An 18,485-nucleotide genomic window follows, 5' to 3' on the forward strand; every position below is an offset into this window, starting at 1 on the left:
GCGTCAAAAATTTCACTGCGTATTGTCTAAAAAATAGCCACTGCCAGTACCACATTTGAATGTTCAACAGACCCTAATATCATTAGACCATACGAATGGCACCATCAAGACGAATGACTTCACCATTTAGGTAGGCATTGTCAATAATATGGGTGACCAGTTTGGCAAATTCATTAGGATCACCCAAACGTTTAGGATAAGGCACGCCAGACTCTAATTGCTCACGCGCCTTTTCGGGAATCGAATCCATCATTGGTGTGGCAAAAATACCGGGTGCAATAGTCATCACTCGAATGCCGTGACGTGCCAGCTCACGAGCCAGTGGCAACATCATACCGACGACACCAGCTTTGGACGATGCATAACTCGCCTGCCCCATTTGCCCGTCAAAGGCCGCAATAGACGCAGTATTAATAATAATACCTTGATCTATATTCTTTTCTACGTTATTGGCATTAGCCACTCTCTTGGCAATACTAGACGCGACTAAGCGCGCTACGTTAAATGAACCGACCAGATTAATATTAACCCCGCGGCTAAAAGCCTCAAGATCTGCTGGATTGTTTTCACGATCTAGCAGCTTTTGTACGACAGCGATACCTGCGCAATTGATCGAGCCGTGGAGAGCGCCGAACGCTTCTTCTGCAACGGCAACAGCCGCTTGCACCTCCTCACCACTGGTGACATCACAACGTACAAAACGTGCGTTATCTCCCAGCTCGTTGACCAATGCTTGCCCAGCTGATTCATTCAAGTCAGCAATAATAACGTTGCCACCTTGAGCGACTAACGCACGAACCACTGCTTCACCCAATCCTGATGCACCACCTGTGACCAAAAAGCTGTTTTTTTGAATTTGCATGAATGTTCCTTAACTATTTATTATTTGATATTTTCATTGTTAATCAGCTTATGTTAAATAGCCTCATCATAAAGAATCTCTATTTTAACGAAATGCTATCTAGGGCGTGTCATCATTTAGATTGTGAGGCTTAAACTGAGGAAAATTGCAGCCAAACAAGGAAGAAATTGCCGTAAATATGAACATATTGACAAGATTTCTGACGATGTTTGGCTAAATTTAGCCATTTTAAGACCACTAAATGTATTCATGTGCTAATTGATGACGCGCCCTAATACTATATATTGCAAAACGTCCTTATCCGGCAGATAGACTGCGCAGCAAAAAGCGTTGAATCTTACCACTTGGGGTTTTTGGTAGTTCGCTCACGAACTCGACCTCACGCGGATAAGCATGAGTCGATAGACGCTTGCGTACCAAATCTTTAATTTGCTGAGCGATTTCTTCAGAGCCTTCGATGCCATCTTTTAACACCACATAAGACTTGATTGTATGTCCACGCACTTCATCTGGCACGCCAACTGCTGCTGACTCTGCAACCGCTTCATGCTCTAATACGGTATTTTCGACATCGGTAGGCCCTACACGATAACCTGCGGTGATAATGATGTCATCATCACGTCCTGAGAACCAATAGCTACCGTCATTATGACGCTCAACCACATCGCCTGTTAAGTAATAATCATCTGCAAAGGCTTGCTTCTCATTCCAGCTGTACCCTTGAAAATAAAACGCGGGTGACTGACTGACCACAACGGCTAGCTGCCCTTGCTCACCATCCGGCAGTACATTCATATCATCATCTAATACGACGAGCGTATGCCCTGGCAGTGCCATACCCATAGAGCCAACTGGACACTCATGCGCCAGTGCATGATGAGCGCAGCACGTCATGCCTGTCTCTGTTTGCCCATATTGGTCTTTCACTTGACACGTCAGATAGGTTTCTACCCAGCTGACGACTTCGGTATTGAGCGTTTCCCCTGCTGAGTTGGCACAGCGTAGAGATAACTTGGCATTGGTATCCTTATGAGCGTCTTCATCAACATTGTCGAAAATGCCACTAGATTTCATCATTCGGAAGGCGGTTGGTGAAGAGGCCAAATTGTTGATCTGATGGCGCACCATAAAATCACGTGTATTGGCAGCATCAAAGCCCGCTTCATTAAAATACGTAGTAACGCCAAGTAATAGAGGACCTGTGATTGCGTAGTATAGACCATACGCCCAACCGGGATCAGCCATGTTCCAATAATGATCGTCTTCACGTAGGTCAATGGCATAACGCATATACAAGTAAAAGGCAGGTAATGCAGCCAATGGTACACTCACGCCTTTTGACTTGCCAACCGTGCCTGAGGTAAACATCTGCAAAAATGGCGCATCGGTATCGAGCATCACGGGTTCGATTGTTTGCGACTGTGCTTCCATAGACTGGCTATAATGATCGTCACCCCATGTCTGAGCATCCTCTATACTGCCGACCAATACCATTTTGGTTTGCTCAGCCAAATCTTCAAACTTGCTGCGGTTATCTAGATTGGTAAATACAACCTTGGTGTCGGCCTTGTCCATCCGATATTTGATCGAATCATAGCCAAAAGCGGTAAATAGTGGCTGGTATACAGCCCCGATGCGCCATGTTGCCAATACGACAGTGAGCAGCTCAGGCGTACGCGGTAGCATAGTCGCTACCTTATCACCCGCTTTTACGCCATACGACTGTAGTAAGTTAGCAATTTGAGCGCTCGCTTTATCAAGCTCACCAAAGCTCATGCGCGTTATGTTGCCCGCAGTATCTTCGTGTACTAGCGCGGCATTGTCAGCTCGGCCATCACGTACATGACGACCACAGCAAGCCATATAGGCATTTAAACGATCATCTACATGCTCGCCAAAGATTTCTGACAGCAGTGTATTCATGTCGAAGTTATTATAATAATCGGTATAATTTTTTGGCGTAACTGAAGCGTCTATATCAGCGATCGTAGCGGTTTGGGAGGCGGTGTTCATAAGCTAATCCTTTAGCAATAGCAGGTAACGGGTAAAATGGTGTTTATGATTGTAAAACGGCCACATCCTATAGACCGTTTAATATGTTCGTATTTATCATGCTCTATTAGTAACGCATTTTTGCATTTATTTCAATACATAACGTATCATTTTTATTTCATGCAGATAAAAATTATCTATAACTCATTATTATTAATGAGTTATAGATAAGCAGAGAAAACTACGATAGTCATGTATGACAGCCATTCTTGAGCCATTGATTAAAACATCAGTACTGGAGTATCAGCACTTAAACATAAATTCCTAAACGCCTATATTTAAAAGGGTACACTTAAACGTCAGCGCTCAAGAATCCTAGTAAGGCTTTCTCTTCACAACTTTGATATTTTTTCGTCCGTCCACGGCGGGCTTGTTTGTAAGGCTCAAAAAACTGCCCTGCCAAAAAACGCTCAATGACAATGGGATGAATATATGAGGCACGACATACGGTCGGTGTATTACCCAGCTCTGCTGCCACGCTTTTTACCATATCAGTGACCAGCTTTTGACGCTCAGCGCTTTCTGGCGCACTGGCAAGTATGCTAGCGCCTGCTATCGTTTGTAGCTCGTCATGTAGATAGCTTGCTGCGAGCACACTTGCCATCCATGTGCGAAAATCCTTTGCACTATATAGTTTGCTCTCGCAGTCCATACCGCTAGTATGCATTCGCAAATAATCATTGATATCGGCACTGTCGACGACTTGCTTATGTCCATCGTCATCTAAGTATTTGAATATCTGATAACCCGGCAACTCAGAACATGCCTGCACAATATCTATCAAACGCTCGTCTTGCAGCTCAATATGATGCTCCTTTGCGCTTTTTCCGACAAAATCAAATGCCAGTCCAGTGTCTGTTTCGCTCACGTGTTTGCTACGTAATGTGCTTAGCCCATAGCTTTTATTTTGCTTGGCATAGCGACTATTACCGATACGAATCAAGGTGGTCTCAAGTAGCTTAACCACTGCGGCGAGCACATTGGTACGAGACAATGATTCTGCCTCTAAGTCTTTTTCGACCTGTGCTCGTAGATTGGGTAGCGCCTCTGCGAAGCCTATCATCGCATCGAATTTGGCTTGATCACGAATGTTATTCCATGACGGATGATACAAATACTGCTTACGGGATTTTTCATCTCGTCCTGTCGATTGTAGATGGCCTTTTTCATCTTGGCAGATCCAAACCTCTGACCACATTGGCGGTATCACCAACGCATCAAATCGCTGGCGCAACGCTTTATCTTTGACCGTTTCGCCCGTTGCATCACGGTAAGTAAAACCACGACCCCAACGTCTACGCGCATAACCTGGCTCATCGTCACTCACATAACGCAGGTTAGCGCGGCTGGCAAGATACTCATAATCATGGCGCACATCTCTTATCATTGTCTGCTCGCCTGCCTTAGTCATAGAGTCCTACACCTTTGAAAAGTAATTGTTTTAGCATAATTAACTGCGATTATTTTTGCTGTTTATTTGACACAGACAAAGTGTAATGCTGTGTAAAAACTGCACCATAAAATGCTTATCAATTATGATTTACTGAGTTATAATTAAACATATGTCTATCAATAAAACCGAGTAAAAACCTATGGAAAATCCTTCTATAAAAATCATGCCATTATCTAATGCAGATTACGACCTTTGGTTAGTGTTGTGGCAACGCTATCTAACATTTTATGAAACCAATTTGCCAATGAGCACGACTGATACAACATGGCGCAATTTGCTAGATAGCAATGTAGATATTTATGGATTTGGAGCATGGCAGGCTGATACGCTGGTAGGTATTACCCATGTGGTGCTGCACCCCAATACTTGGAATAGTACCGAATGTTGCTACTTGGAGGACTTGTACGTTAATGAATCTGTACGTGGGCAAGGCGTAGGACGCGCATTGATTGAACAGGTCTATGACTTTGCCAATAAAAAAGACTGCAACCGTGTCTATTGGACCACTCAAGAAGGCAACATCGCAGCGCGTAAACTCTATGACGCAATCGCCACCCAAACGGATATGGTGCAATACCGTAAAAACTTATAACCTTGATTAGGACGTGTCTTCAATTCACTCGATAGTCACCTAAATGGGCTAAAGATAACTAAATCTCTCTCAAAAAATACTCACAAAAAAACGCCAAGCATAAAATACTTGGCGTTGATTGTTCTGATAAGACTAAAACTTAGAGACTATTATTTACCATACACACATAAATAAGCGGTTTCGACTTCTACTTTAACATTGAACTTTTTATCGGCTTCAACGGTAAATTGCTCACCAGCATTAAAGGTTTGCCACTCGTCACTCTCTGGTAGCTTGACAGTTAGTGCACCGCTGACCACACTCATGGTCTCAAATTCGCTGGTGCCAAACTCATACTCACCAATGGACATGACGCCTACAGTCGCAGGCTTAGTCGATGTCTGAAAAGCAATAGAAGTTACTTTATCATCAAAATAATTATTAACGCTTGGCATAATTTTTCCTTAAGTAAATTTTGATTAATATTTTAAAACGCTCTTTATAGTCCCGCTTTTAGACTTGCTTCAATAAACTGATCAAGGTCGCCGTCTAGTACCGCACCGGTGTTAAAGGTTTCGACGCCAGTACGCAAATCTTTAATACGCGAGTCATCGAGCACATAAGAGCGGATTTGACTGCCCCAACCGACGTCGGACTTGCCATCTTCGACCGCTTGCTGGGATTCCATACGCTTTTGCATCTCTAGCTCATAGAGCTTAGCACGTAGCATTTTCATCGCGGTGGCTTTGTTACCATGTTGACTACGCTCGTTCTGACAAGTCACTACCACGCCACTTGGCTCGTGGGTAATACGCACCGCAGAATCTGTCGTGTTCACATGCTGACCACCTGCGCCCGATGAACGATAAGTATCGATACGCAAATCCGCTGGATTGATGTCAATTTCGATATTATCATCAATTTCAGGTGAGACAAAAACGGCAGCAAATGAAGTATGACGACCATTGTTACTATCAAATGGTGACTTACGTACCAAGCGATGGACGCCAATTTCGGTACGTAACCAACCAAAGGCATAGTCACCTTTAATCTCAATCGTTGCTGACTTAATACCAGCGACGCTACCTGATGATACTTCTATAACGTCAACCTTGAAGCCATGCGCTTCCGCCCAGCGCGTATACATACGCAGCAGCATCTCTGCCCAATCTTGCGCTTCGGTACCGCCACTGCCTGACTGGATATCTAGGTAGCAGTTATTCGGATCCATCTCACCGCTGAACATCCGGCGGAACTCTAAATCAGCAACGCGTTTTTCAGCATTATCCAGCTCGCTTTGCACGTCAGCAAGCAACGACTCATCTTCTGCTTCTACCGCCAGCTCTAGCATAGCGGATGCATCTTCTAATGTGGTCTCAAGCGAAACGACGACATCGATGACTCCATCAAGATGACTTTTTTCTTTATTAATTTTGGTCGCACGCTCTGGATCGTTCCAAATATCGGGGTTTTCTAATTCTAAATTGACCTCTTCTAAGCGTTCTTGCTTACCATCGAAGTCAAAGATACCTCCGCAAATCCTGCCCACGCTCTGATAAATCTTTAATTTGTTCTTGATACGGATTGATTTCCATAAATATTCCTGTTTTTTAAATAAGTGTCTAACGAATCTGCCGCTATTTTAAATGAGATTGATGCTAAATGGTTCGTTAATTCTCATTGCCTCTACGTTAACGCGCTTTAGGTTGCCTAAATTGACCAGTCTTCCACTGCCCAGCGATGCGCTAACGCATGTGCATGCAGGGCATCATCAGGTGACACACAAATCGCCACATCTGCCCATTCGAGCAACGGAATGTCGTTTTTGGAGTCTGAGTAGGCATAGGTTTTATCAAAGGTAACTCCAGCTAACTGCTGCTTATTCACCCATTTGTCTAGATGATATATCTTACCTTCTTTAAAATTGGGCTTGTCCGCTAACTTACCTGTATAGCGATTGTCTTTTATCTCGAGCGGTGTTGATAACACATTGGCAGCTTCAATACCGAAACGTTTGGCAATGGCAGAGACCACAAAATCATTGGTCGCAGAGATAATGACCACATTGTGCCCTTGCTCAACGTGCTGACACAGTACTTCCATCGCTTTTGGGCGAATATGCGGCTCGATTTCGCTTTTGATATAGTCTTCACGCAGCTCATGCAACCGTGCCAATGGCAATGTGGTCAAAAATTGCGCGACAAATTCATTGTATTCTGTGGCATCTAGCGTACCTTCGATATACTGTTCGTAAAATGCTTGGTTAGCCGTGCGATATTGCGCCTCATCTACCAGCCCATTATTGACGATATACTCACCCCATAGATAGTCGCTGTCGACATCGAGTAGTGTGTGATCTAAATCAAATAGTGCCAGTTGTTTTTGTGGCTTTGGTTGGTTTTGTGCTGGATTTTCCTGCATGGTGAGACCTTATCGTTGTTTGCTAAAAAAATACCAAGAACTGAAGAAAAAATATAAGTAGTTTAGGACACGCCCTAATAAGACCGTCAATTAAATCACGGCTCAAATCGAACCAGAACCATCTTATCCCGTTAATCCGGCATCGCTATTTCAGTCAGACCTTCCTTATAAGTCTCACAGAGTTGAGCATAGTGGTGTGCTGACATTTTTAGCATGGCGGCTTGTTCATCGGTCAGCGTCTTGACGACTTTTGCAGGCGCGCCCATCACCAGTGAATTGTCTGGAATAATCTGACCTTCAGTAATCAAAGCTTTGGCCCCAATGAGACAGTTTTTGCCAATTTTGGCATTATTAAGTATCACAGCACCAATGCCAATCAAACTGTTATCACCGATCTCGCAACCATGTAGCATGGCTAGGTGACCAACAGTGACATAATCACCAATGTTGGCTGCGATACCTAAATCAGTATGAATAACGCTGTTTTCTTGCACATTGCTATAATCACCAATATGAATGTGACCAACGTCGCCGCGTATCACCGCACCAAACCACACACTGGCTTTATGCCCTAAATATACATCACCGATCACTTGTGCTGAGTCTGCCACCCAACCGTTGAATGGCACTGCAAACTTAGGGGTTTTGTCTAAATATTGATAAATCATAACGATTCCTTGTCATCTTCATTATAGTTATAAAAATTGGGTTTATCGCTGCGCTGTCCATTGTGGCAAAGCCCACTGCTAAAATCCAGCGCTATTAATGGACGCTTGATTTCGAATTTGATAAAAGAAGAAATAATTTATGGCTACTTAGGCTATTTTCTGATTTATTGTTATTGCCTATATAATGACTATTAATCCAAGGAATCGGCTAGCCATAGCACCCTATTTTGTATATAATACGCAAAATCTGTGCCTAAGCGAGCGGACATGATGCAAGTTACCTATTCACTATCTAGTGGGTTTTGTAGTTTTCATCAATAATGTCTTCTCGCTTTTTTGTGGAAAAATTTTGTATATCGCCCTTTTATTACCTTTATATGGCAATAGTCAGATACCGTAAATAAAGGGATACGGAGCAATATTTCGACCAGCAAAACATGATGGCACTCACCAATAATAGCGGAGGCAACCCTTGAATTCATCGGCAGAAATACAAGCAATTTTGGCATTAGCAGACGGTACGATTTTTCGTGGTATCAGTATCGGCAGTCTCGGTCATCGTGTCGGTGAGGTGGTTTTTAATACAGCCATGACAGGGTATCAAGAAATCCTAACTGACCCAAGTTATGCGCGTCAGCTAGTCACCCTCACCTATCCGCACATTGGCAATACTGGTACTAATAGCGAGGACACAGAGTCTGGCAATGGTCACAAAGTTTGGGCAGATGGTCTTATTATCCGTGATGCCACCATGGTTACTTCAAATTTTCGTAACTCAGAGTCATTAAGCGACTATTTGCAGAGTCATAATACCGTCGCTATCGCTGAAATTGATACGCGTCAATTGACTCGCCTACTACGTGATAAAGGCGCTCAAAACGGCTGTATCATGACCGCCTCTAACGGCGAGACTATCAGCACAGATGACGAGCAGCAAGCCATTAAACTGGCGCAAGCGTTTGCTGGTATCGAAGGCATGGACTTGGCAAAAGAATGCTGCACTAAAGAGAACTTCGAATGGACAGCGGGTTCATGGGACTTATCAGATACCCTACTTAACCGTGATGCTGTTGGCAGCCATGATAGTGGTACAGGTGGTTTCTTTAAGCAATTAAACACGCACGTTGAGCACAAATTCAATGTGGTCGCTTATGACTTTGGCACCAAAACCAATATCCTACGTATGCTGGTTGATCGCGGCTGCCATGTAACGGTCGTACCAGCACAAACGCCTATCGCAGACGTGCTAGCAATGAATCCAGACGGTATCTTCTTATCAAACGGTCCTGGTGACCCTGCTGCTTGTGATTATGCCATCGATGCGGTGCGTCATATTATTGAACAAACTAACATTCCAACGTTTGGCATCTGCTTAGGTCATCAGCTGGTTGGACTTGCCAGCGGTGCAAACACCATCAAGATGAAAACAGGTCATCATGGCGCTAACCATCCAGTACAAGACTTGGCAACTGGCACGGTTATGATTACCAGTCAAAACCATGGTTTTGCGGTTGATGAAGACACGCTACCAGACAACGTTAAATCTACCCATCGCTCATTATTCGATGGTACCAACCAAGGGATTGAGCTGACCAACAAGCCAGTCTTTAGTTTCCAAGGTCACCCAGAAGCCAGCCCTGGTCCGCATGACTGCGCGCCATTGTTTGATAAATTTGCAGATATGATGGCAACTGCTAAAGCTTAAGCCATTACTGAAAAAAAGATAAGCAAGCTGCCTGAAGGCTTGGATCATTAATAGTGGTTCAAGCGGCAGCATATAAAACCATTATGTACACCTCCATTAAAACATCACTTAAACGAAGGTAGCCCTAATTATGCCAAAACGTACCGACATAAAAAGCATTCTTATCATTGGCGCAGGCCCTATCGTCATCGGCCAAGCATGTGAGTTTGACTACTCAGGCGCGCAGGCGTGTAAAGCACTAAAAGAAGAAGGTTACCGCGTCATCTTGGTCAACTCAAACCCTGCGACCATCATGACTGACCCTACCATGGCGGATGCCACCTATATCGAGCCGATCACGTGGCAAACGGTTGAGCAAATCATCGCCAAAGAACGTCCTGATGCTATTTTGCCAACCATGGGCGGACAGACCGCTCTAAACTGTGCACTAGAGTTGGACAAGCATGGCGTATTGACCAAGTACAACTGCGAGTTGATTGGCGCGACCAAAGACTCGATCGAGATGGCAGAAGATCGCAACTTATTTGATAAAGCCATGAAACGTATCGGCCTTGAGTGTCCACGCGCTGAAACTGCCGAAACCATGGAAGAAGCCTTTGCGACTCAAGAAAAAATGGGCTATCCGTGTATCATTCGTCCATCATTCACCATGGGTGGCTCAGGTGGTGGTATCGCTTATAACCGCGATGAGTTCATCGAGATTTGCGAGCGCGGTTTTGACTTATCACCAAACCATCAGCTACTTATCGATGAGTCACTAATCGGTTGGAAAGAATACGAGATGGAAGTGGTTCGTGACAAAAACGACAACTGCATCATCATCTGTGCGATTGAGAACTTTGATCCAATGGGTGTGCACACAGGCGACTCTATCACAGTTGCACCAGCACAAACCTTGACAGACAAAGAATACCAAATCATGCGTAATGCTTCTTTGGCAGTGCTACGTGAGATCGGTGTTGAGACAGGCGGCTCAAACGTACAGTTCGGTATCAACCCTGATACGGGCCGCATGGTCGTCATCGAGATGAACCCACGTGTATCACGCTCGTCTGCCCTAGCCTCAAAAGCCACTGGCTTCCCGATTGCAAAAATCGCGGCCAAATTAGCCGTTGGTTATACGCTAGATGAATTGCAAAACGACATTACTGGTGGCAAAACGCCAGCCAGCTTTGAGCCTGCGCTTGATTATGTCGTCACCAAAATCCCACGTTTTAACTTTGAGAAGTTCCCGCAAGCCGATAGTGTTTTATCAACGCAGATGAAGTCGGTTGGTGAAGTCATGGCGATTGGTCGTAACTTCCAAGAATCGATGCAAAAAGCGTTACGCGGTATGGAAACTGGCAATGATGGTTTTGATGAGCAAATTGACTTTGCCGCTATCAAAGACGGTAGCCTTAGTACTGACAAAGCTCGTAGCGAGATTCATAATCGCTTAACCATTCCAACGCCTGAACGCATTTATTACATTGCGGATGCTTTCCGTATCGGTATGAGCGTCGATGAGGTCTTTAACTTAACCAAAATCGACCCATGGTTCTTGGTACAAATCGAAGACATCGTGAAAACCGAAGCGCAAGTTAAAGCGTTAGGCTTTGGTGGCTTAAATGAGAAAAACCTACGCAGCTTTAAACGTAAAGGCTTGTCAGATTTGCGTCTGGCTAAATTGCTTGGTATCTCACAAAAGCAGCTACGCAAAAAGCGTTGGGATTTAAACGTCTATCCAGTCTATAAGCGCGTCGATACCTGCGCGGCAGAGTTTGCCACCAGCACCGCTTATATGTACTCAACGTACGATAGTGAATGTGAAGCCAATCCAACCAATAACAAGAAAATTATGGTCATCGGTGGCGGTCCTAACCGTATCGGTCAAGGCATCGAGTTTGACTATTGCTGTGTACACGCAGCCCTTGCCATGCGCGAAGACGGCTACGAGACCATCATGGTCAACTGTAACCCTGAAACGGTTTCAACCGATTATGACACCTCTGACCGTCTCTACTTTGAGCCAATCACATTAGAGGACGTGCTAGAAATCGTCCGTATCGAAAACCCTGATGGCGTGATCGTACAGTTTGGTGGTCAAACACCTTTGAAACTTGCTCGTGCTCTTGAAGCTGCTGGCGTCAAAATTATTGGTACGAGCCCTGATGCGATTGACCGCGCAGAAGATCGCGAACGCTTCCAACATATGATTCAGCAACTGAATCTTATTCAACCAACCAATGCCTTGGCGACGAGCTTAGAAGATGGTTTGGTCAAGGCAAAAGACGTTGGCTATCCATTGGTTGTACGCCCATCGTATGTCCTAGGTGGTCGCGCGATGGAAATCGTCTATAACGAAGATGAGCTCAGACATTACTTGCGTACTGCGGTACAAGCATCAAACGAAGCCCCTGTATTGCTCGATCGCTTTTTGGATGATGCTATCGAAGTCGATGTTGACTGTGTGAGCGACGGCACCGATGTGGTGATTGGCGGTATCATGCAGCATATCGAACAAGCGGGCGTTCACTCTGGTGACTCAGCCTGTTCATTGCCGCCTTACTCGTTATCTAAAGAGTTATGCGATGTCATGCGCGCGCAAACGGTTGCCATGGCAAAAGAGCTTGGTGTCATCGGTCTGATGAACGTACAGTTTGCGGTAAAAGGTGAAACGGTTTATATCTTAGAAGTAAACCCACGTGCTGCCCGTACCGTACCGTTTGTCTCTAAATGTATCGGTACGTCGTTAGCACAGATTGCTGCTCGCTGTATGGCTGGCACCTCATTAAAAGACCAAGGATTTACCACTGAGATTGTTCCGGCATTCTTTGCGGTCAAAGAAGCGGTATTCCCGTTTGCTAAATTCCCTGGTGTTGATCCAATCTTGAGCCCTGAGATGAAATCAACCGGTGAAGTCATGGGTGTGGGCAAAACCTTTGGCGAAGCATTCTACAAAGCGGTCATCGGTAGTAATGAGCGTTTGCCAGGCTTGCCGACTGAAGGCGAAACCAAAACCGTCTTTATCTCGGTGCGTGATAGCGACAAATCGCAAATCGCCCCTATCGCTCGTCAGCTCGCAGGCTTTGGTTTTAACATCGTCTCAACCACGGGTACGCAAAAGATATTGAGCGACGCTGGTATTGAGTGCAAGCAAATTAACAAAGTCACTGAAGGCCGCCCGCATATCGTTGACGCCTTGAAAAATGGCAAGATCGACCTTATCATCAACACGACTGAAGGTAAGCAGGCACAAGAGGATTCGTTCTCTATTCGCCGTAGCGCGCTACAAGGCAAAGTATTCTATGTCACCACCTTGGGTGCGGCAGATGCAGTTTGTAAATCTTATGCGATTGACTTGCCATTTGAAGTTTACAAACTGCAAGATTTGCATGAGCAAGCAAAGACTATTGACGTGGCTGAATAATTTCAGTAGATTAAGCATAACCGTTAGGCTTACTCAATCGCTTATTCGAGACTGATTAATCGTTTTAACATGACAACAGTGCTTAAAGACGATACCTTTGACATGGTAGAACCAAAAAGCAACATGATAGACCCAAAAGCATAGTGGCTAAACTGCGACTATGCTTTTTATTACGTAAGCTTAAGTGCGTATGGTATTGAAATTAATGACTTATAATTGACAGATAATGTATTTGTCAAACACGCTCAACATCACCCTTTTATATTTTATACCCATTGCAATGATCCCAACACCATCTCACTATTCACTAGGAGTAGGAGGTGGTGTGGTGTTATTGGTTTAAGGAAAAAACATGCAACGTTATCCCATGACTCCGCAAGGACACGCGGCTTTAGAAGCCGAATTGAAACAGTTAAAAAGCATCGACCGTCCACGCATCACCGCTTCTATTGCTGAAGCACGTGAACACGGCGATCTCAAAGAAAATGCTGAATATCACGCCGCTCGCGAGCAGCAAGGATTTTGTGAAGCCCGCATTCGTGATATCGAAGCCAAGCTTGGCGGTGCTCAAGTCATCGACCCAGCGACGTTAACGCAAGAAGGTCGTGTGGTGTTCGGTGTGACCGTGGTCATTGAAAACATGGACACCGAAGAAGAAAAGCAATACAAAATCGTTGGTGATGATGAAGCCGACTTTAAAGCGGGCAAGATTTCGGTCAACTCACCGATTGCTCGTGGTCTGATCGGTAAGTTTGAAGGCGATGAAGTGCGTATCGAAACGCCAAAAGGTGTGGTCGAGTACGAATTGATGAAAGTTATCTACGACTAGCGCGTGTCCTCATTTTAAAAATAAGGATAAAAGTCTATTGCTACCTTTATTAACCGTCACTTTTAGACAGCAGCTCTTTTTATAACGACTGAGATAACCACTGAAATAATTATTCAAATAATCACCAACTGAATAGATCCATCGACTCGCCAAAACGATACGACTCATACAATGCTGGTTACACAATGCCGCTTTTCTAGTCTATTTGTTTTAGCGCATAATTGTTTGAGTTTGCAGTGTGGCACATTTTTGCTGCACTTTTTCTGAAAATAATGATGGATTGATAGTTAATATTGGCTATCGTCAGTACTGATACCCTCGTTATTTGGCATACTTTATGGTGTCATTTAACGGGGGTTTTTTATTTAGATGTGATTTATTGTTGTCTGTAGTTGATTCAATTTAAAAGTCGTACACGGCAGCCGAGTGTCGAGGTATATTTAATGCTTCGAGCGAGGTGAACGCAGTCATACTTTTATAGTGAAGTGACTATACTTACTGTTATTTTTGAGGAGTCTATTATGACCATGAAATCTTGTACACCAACAGCAATAACCCCTACTGTATCGGCACTATTAGCAGGTATAGTACTTGCTGCATCTTCAGCGCATGCCGCACCTGAAATCGCTATTAGCTCATCTGCTGGCGGTAGCACCACTGTGGTTGAGCAATACTCTGATGGCAAAACAGCCACTATCACTGCGACACCGAACGGTATCACGATGCAGGATGGCATGCCTTATGCGGTGACTCAAGTAACGACTGTACCACGCTATGTGGTTCGCCAAGGTGTTAGTAATGGTATGAACAATACGGTCATTACTCAGGGCAGCACAACCGTCACTAGCGTACCTGTGACCAATCGAGCGACCAATACCGTCTCCAATGTCGACGTTATCACTACGCCCATCAGTACCGTGACCCAAGTATTACCTGTTGCAACTGCTACTCAATTGCCTGTTCTTAATGCACCAGCGACGACAGTTATCACCAATCAACCGTTAAGTAATCAAATAACAATGACTACTTTAGACACTTTACAGCTGACACCAACGTTTAGTACACCAGATGTCGTCAATGCAAATACCAAAGTCATGAAGATATTAAAAAATAAAGATGGTCGTGAAATGGCCGTGCCTGCCAATCATATCGCCCCCGGTGACGTCATCGAATACCACACTACTTATACCAACACCACCGCGCAGCCAGTCAATGACATCAATGCGATGGTGTCATTACCAAATGGCGTGCAGCTGGTGTCATTAAACAGCCCACTACCAACGCTTGCGACAACGGGTGGCGACAGCTATCAAACCATTCAACAAGTGGGCAATACTGTCGTTGTGCAAGAAAATTACTCTGGACTAAAATGGAACTTGGTCAACCTTAGCCCAAAAGCCGCACAGACTGTCGTTATACGTGCGAAGGTTCAGTAAATACAGTAATAGAACTTCATAAATTCTAAAATTTCATGAGGTCTTGTGAACTAGTCATCTAGTCCACAAGACCTTTTTTATGCGTGTACATTTTTCTTTAACAACCAGTCTTTTGCTATACTGCCTTAAATCAAAACAAATATCTGGTAATTATTTGCATGTATAAAATTACTCCTCTCTATTCATTGGCTTGTATCATTTGCAGCTGTATTGTAAGCGCTAAATCTTGGGCTGAAGCTACCGAACCAAAATTTGACACTAGCTTTTATATGTCGAAAATTTGTACTGCATATATGAGTAAAGACGATCATGAATATTGCGATGATGGTTATATCCTTAAAAGCGAAACCTTTGAAGACGGTCAAGTAAAAGAAACGATGCTTATGGATGGAATGGGTGGCTACGGTTGGAATCATACTTCACTTAAAAAAATCGATAAAGATACTTATCATGTTTATGTTGGCTGCGGCAATCCGTGCGGTGCTAATATGCTATTTGGTCGTGGCGGTGAGGAACAATACTTTGATTTGTATTTTGATATCGATGCAAAAAGCAGATGTACTGTTGAATATGATAATGACAAGAACCTATGGGTTGCCCGTCATTTTTTCTCCGATAAAGAAGTAGCTTTACCTTCAACTCATGGCAATAGTGAATCTGCGATTTATCCCAAGTACGATGTTGAGTTTGATAAAAAAGGACGTCTGATTGTTAAAAAAAACTTCTCAGAGGAAGTGGTTCAAACGTTGCCTAACCCCTGCTCCTCTAATTAAAAACCTCATGGATAGCACGACAACAGTTGTCGTATTAAATCTATATTTCTCTAATAATTACAGTGACTTACCTTTAGATTTGGTAAAATAATCTTTCATTACTGCATTGGTAAATAGCGCTTATGGCAACCATCAATTACGAACGACTGCAAGGTAAGCTTAATATCTTAGCGGATGCTGCTAAGTATGATGTCTCTTGCTCATCCTCCGCTGGTACACGTAAAAACCAAGGCGGTGGTCTTGGTGATGCCTCAGCAACGGGTATTTGTCACAGCTACACCGAAGATGGGCGCTGCGTCAGCCTGCTAAAAATCCTCTTAACCAATCACTGTATTTATGACTGCGCTTATTGCACTTCGCGTAAAAGCAATGACACCCCACGCGCTGCCTTTAGTGTCGAAGAGGTCGTTGATTTAACCATGCAGTTTTATCGCCGTAACTATATCGAAGGGTTGTTTCTTAGCTCAGGCATCTTTAAAAGCGGCGATTATACGATGGAGCGCTTGGTCGAGGTCGCCAAGATATTGCGTACCCGTGAGCGTTTTAACGGCTATATCCATCTAAAAACCATTCCGGGCGCGTCAAAAGAGCTGTTGTTAGAAGCAGGGCTTTATGCCGATCGCTTAAGCGTTAATATCGAAATTCCGACCAAATCGGGCTTAGCTTTACTCGCTCCAGAGAAGTCGCATGATGAATTAAAAGCACCGATGGAGACGGTCAAAGAAGAAATTATTACCATCCGCGAGAGCCGTAAAACGCATAAAAAAGCACCGAAATTTGTGCCCGCAGGTCAAACCAGTCAAATGATTGTTGGTGCGAGTAATGAAACCGATTTGCAGGTGATTCAGCTATCGAGTCATTTTTATAAGCAATATGATCTCAAGCGTGTTTACTATTCCGGCTATGTGCCGATGTTATCTGACAGTCGCTTGCCAGCGATTGGAACGCCAGTACCGATGGTGCGAGAGAATCGTCTTTATCAGGCCGACTGGCTGATGCGTTTCTATGGTTTTGGCGCGCATGAAATCGTCGAACCAGACTCGCCATTTTTGGATTTAGATTGCGATCCAAAATTGGCTTGGGCAATCCGCCATCGTGAGCATTTTCCGGTTAATATTCAAACCGCGACTTATGAGATGATTGTGCGCATCCCAGGTATTGGTACCAAAACGGCTAAAAAGATAGTGAAAGCACGCAAGTTTAATCAGTTGACGCTATATCATTTAAAAAAGATGGGCGCGGCGGTCAACCGTGCCAAATACTTTATTGCCACCACCGGTAAAAATGAACACCTCGCCCATTTAACCCGTGATAACTTCCGTCAATATGTACTGGCACAAACGCAAACTAAGTATAAAGATCAACGCAGTGGTCAGTTGGCGCTGTTTTAATAAGTACGGTTTTGATTGCCACTATTTTAAATAGGAACATAAATGTCACAACTGATGCAAAGCCCTGACTATATTGTCGGTCACTTAACGCCAAGTATTGTGCTTTATGAGCCAAGTTTTGAGGGTTGGCTCAGTGCCGTTTTTTATGTCTATGCCAATCGGTTACAAGAAGATGAATCCCTACAGTTAATTGCTCAAGATTCTTATGTGCCCTCATTGATCTCTGAAGCGAGCAGTGTTGCTACAGATGAAGACCATGCTGAACGCGTATTAACCAAGCTACATAAGCTATTGGGGCGTTCAGGTATGCGAAATATTCTGTGGGGATTTTTATCAGAAAAAGACAATATCGGTACGATATTGTTTCAGGTGATTAAATACGCCATTGACTATCCTAGCCGCCATATTATGGAAGACCTCGGTAACCTGAGTGTCTTAGAGTTAGTACAAACGGTCAAATCTGTCGGTCGTGAGAAGCATCGCATGGAAGCGTTTGTGCGTTTTGAGCATACGACCGATGATATTTATTTTGCCCGTGTTGAGCCTGACTTTAATGTGTTGCCCCTCATCGGAGAGCATTTTCGTCAGCGTTATCAAGATCAACACTGGGCTATTTACGATCTGACTCGTAACTATGGCATCTATTATGATAAAAGTAATAGTACGCCCAAACGCCCCGCTGCCCTGCAAACGATCACTGACCTTGATGACGCGGTACTGCGCAATCCTGCCAGCATCCATAGTCCTGACGAGCAGCGCTATCAAAAATTTTGGCAAGGTTACTTTACCAACGTCAATATCAAAGAGCGCAAAAATCCTAAGTTGCATAAACAGTATCTACCGCAGCGCTATTGGAAATACTTGAGTGAAAAGCAAGTACTGCCCAATGCTGAGCACCTGCACAAACGACGCTAA

At 44.1% G+C, this 18,485-nt stretch carries 15 protein-coding genes; 8 read left to right on the forward strand and 7 right to left on the reverse strand.

The window, feature by feature from the left end; translation table 11 throughout:
* Window positions 1–82: 82 nt before the first annotated feature.
* The 3 genes from JMY08_RS11540 to JMY08_RS11550 form a co-directional block, all read right to left on the reverse strand.
* Window positions 83–862 carry an SDR family NAD(P)-dependent oxidoreductase gene (locus JMY08_RS11540; RefSeq protein ID WP_201593453.1) on the reverse strand — a complete coding sequence of 260 codons (780 nt, stop codon included), beginning with the start codon at window positions 860–862 and terminating at the stop codon, window positions 83–85.
* 297 nt (window positions 863–1,159) lie between these two features.
* The gene (locus JMY08_RS11545) at window positions 1,160–2,875 is read right to left on the reverse strand and encodes an AMP-binding protein (protein ID WP_201593455.1); all 1,716 of its coding nucleotides are present in this window, start codon (window positions 2,873–2,875) and stop codon (window positions 1,160–1,162) included.
* A gap of 331 nt (window positions 2,876–3,206) precedes the next feature.
* Window positions 3,207–4,325 carry a DNA topoisomerase IB gene (locus JMY08_RS11550; protein WP_201593456.1) on the reverse strand — a complete coding sequence of 373 codons (1,119 nt, stop codon included), beginning with the start codon at window positions 4,323–4,325 and terminating at the stop codon, window positions 3,207–3,209.
* Between the two features lie 181 nt (window positions 4,326–4,506).
* Here JMY08_RS11550 and JMY08_RS11555 point away from each other — a divergent pair, with 181 nt between their 5' ends.
* Complete coding sequence (locus JMY08_RS11555; protein ID WP_201593457.1) at window positions 4,507–4,959, forward strand: GNAT family N-acetyltransferase; 453 nt, start codon at window positions 4,507–4,509, stop codon at window positions 4,957–4,959.
* Between the two features lie 149 nt (window positions 4,960–5,108).
* On the opposite strand, the gene JMY08_RS11560 is transcribed toward JMY08_RS11555, so the two are convergent.
* From JMY08_RS11560 to JMY08_RS11575, 4 genes are all read right to left on the reverse strand, one after another.
* Window positions 5,109–5,393, reverse strand: a complete 285-nt coding sequence (locus JMY08_RS11560) for a pyrimidine/purine nucleoside phosphorylase (RefSeq protein WP_201593458.1) — start codon at window positions 5,391–5,393, stop codon at window positions 5,109–5,111.
* A 44-nt stretch (window positions 5,394–5,437) separates the two neighbouring features.
* A protein-coding gene (prfB, locus tag JMY08_RS11565; protein WP_141629700.1) for a peptide chain release factor 2 occupies window positions 5,438–6,533 on the reverse strand; the annotation gives its coding sequence in 2 pieces (ribosomal slippage) (window positions 5,438–6,460 and window positions 6,462–6,533; 1,095 coding nt in all).
* 115 nt (window positions 6,534–6,648) lie between these two features.
* Window positions 6,649–7,359 (reverse strand): HAD family hydrolase, encoded by a 711-nt coding sequence (locus JMY08_RS11570; RefSeq protein WP_201593459.1) that lies wholly within the window; start codon window positions 7,357–7,359, stop codon window positions 6,649–6,651.
* Window positions 7,360–7,490: 131 nt separating this feature from the next.
* Window positions 7,491–8,027: a gamma carbonic anhydrase family protein gene (locus tag JMY08_RS11575; protein WP_201593460.1), complete on the reverse strand. Its 537-nt coding sequence runs from the start codon at window positions 8,025–8,027 to the stop codon at window positions 7,491–7,493.
* Window positions 8,028–8,499: 472 nt separating this feature from the next.
* Here JMY08_RS11575 and carA point away from each other — a divergent pair, with 472 nt between their 5' ends.
* The 7 genes from carA (at window position 8,500) to JMY08_RS11610 (ending at window position 18,485) form a co-directional block, all read left to right on the forward strand.
* A complete protein-coding gene (carA, locus tag JMY08_RS11580; RefSeq protein ID WP_201593461.1) occupies window positions 8,500–9,732 on the forward strand; it encodes a glutamine-hydrolyzing carbamoyl-phosphate synthase small subunit in 1,233 nt (410 codons plus the stop codon).
* A 130-nt stretch (window positions 9,733–9,862) separates the two neighbouring features.
* Window positions 9,863–13,141, forward strand: coding sequence for a carbamoyl-phosphate synthase large subunit (gene carB / locus JMY08_RS11585; RefSeq protein ID WP_201593462.1), 3,279 nt, complete (start codon window positions 9,863–9,865; stop codon window positions 13,139–13,141).
* Between the two features lie 352 nt (window positions 13,142–13,493).
* Complete coding sequence (gene greA, locus JMY08_RS11590) at window positions 13,494–13,970, forward strand: transcription elongation factor GreA (RefSeq protein ID WP_189581294.1); 477 nt, start codon at window positions 13,494–13,496, stop codon at window positions 13,968–13,970.
* Window positions 13,971–14,491: 521 nt separating this feature from the next.
* Window positions 14,492–15,406, forward strand: coding sequence for a hypothetical protein (locus tag JMY08_RS11595; RefSeq protein ID WP_201593463.1), 915 nt, complete (start codon window positions 14,492–14,494; stop codon window positions 15,404–15,406).
* 293 nt (window positions 15,407–15,699) lie between these two features.
* Window positions 15,700–16,179: a hypothetical protein gene (locus JMY08_RS11600; protein ID WP_201593465.1), complete on the forward strand. Its 480-nt coding sequence runs from the start codon at window positions 15,700–15,702 to the stop codon at window positions 16,177–16,179.
* Between the two features lie 122 nt (window positions 16,180–16,301).
* A complete protein-coding gene (locus JMY08_RS11605) occupies window positions 16,302–17,570 on the forward strand; it encodes a putative DNA modification/repair radical SAM protein (RefSeq protein ID WP_194618825.1) in 1,269 nt (422 codons plus the stop codon).
* A gap of 42 nt (window positions 17,571–17,612) precedes the next feature.
* Window positions 17,613–18,485, forward strand: a complete 873-nt coding sequence (locus tag JMY08_RS11610; RefSeq protein WP_201593467.1) for a TIGR03915 family putative DNA repair protein — start codon at window positions 17,613–17,615, stop codon at window positions 18,483–18,485.

Source organism: Psychrobacter sp. Pi2-51, from assembly GCF_904846665.1.
Classification (GTDB): Bacteria; Pseudomonadota; Gammaproteobacteria; order Pseudomonadales; family Moraxellaceae; genus Psychrobacter; species Psychrobacter glaciei.

What these genes read in the sequence shown, in the direction of transcription:
- JMY08_RS11540 (WP_201593453.1), bottom strand. Translation starts at nt 862, where the DNA reads ATGCAAATTCAAAAAAACAGCTTTTTGGTCACAGGTGGTGCATCAGGA.
- JMY08_RS11545 (WP_201593455.1), bottom strand. Translation starts at nt 2,875, where the DNA reads ATGAACACCGCCTCCCAAACCGCTACGATCGCTGATATAGACGCTTCA.
- JMY08_RS11550 (WP_201593456.1), bottom strand. Translation starts at nt 4,325, where the DNA reads ATGACTAAGGCAGGCGAGCAGACAATGATAAGAGATGTGCGCCATGAT.
- JMY08_RS11555 (WP_201593457.1), top strand. Translation starts at nt 4,507, where the DNA reads ATGGAAAATCCTTCTATAAAAATCATGCCATTATCTAATGCAGATTAC.
- JMY08_RS11560 (WP_201593458.1), bottom strand. Translation starts at nt 5,393, where the DNA reads ATGCCAAGCGTTAATAATTATTTTGATGATAAAGTAACTTCTATTGCT.
- JMY08_RS11570 (WP_201593459.1), bottom strand. Translation starts at nt 7,359, where the DNA reads ATGCAGGAAAATCCAGCACAAAACCAACCAAAGCCACAAAAACAACTG.
- JMY08_RS11575 (WP_201593460.1), bottom strand. Translation starts at nt 8,027, where the DNA reads ATGATTTATCAATATTTAGACAAAACCCCTAAGTTTGCAGTGCCATTC.
- carB (WP_201593462.1), top strand. Translation starts at nt 9,863, where the DNA reads ATGCCAAAACGTACCGACATAAAAAGCATTCTTATCATTGGCGCAGGC.
- greA (WP_189581294.1), top strand. Translation starts at nt 13,494, where the DNA reads ATGCAACGTTATCCCATGACTCCGCAAGGACACGCGGCTTTAGAAGCC.
- JMY08_RS11595 (WP_201593463.1), top strand. Translation starts at nt 14,492, where the DNA reads ATGACCATGAAATCTTGTACACCAACAGCAATAACCCCTACTGTATCG.
- JMY08_RS11600 (WP_201593465.1), top strand. Translation starts at nt 15,700, where the DNA reads ATGAGTAAAGACGATCATGAATATTGCGATGATGGTTATATCCTTAAA.
- JMY08_RS11605 (WP_194618825.1), top strand. Translation starts at nt 16,302, where the DNA reads ATGGCAACCATCAATTACGAACGACTGCAAGGTAAGCTTAATATCTTA.
- JMY08_RS11610 (WP_201593467.1), top strand. Translation starts at nt 17,613, where the DNA reads ATGTCACAACTGATGCAAAGCCCTGACTATATTGTCGGTCACTTAACG.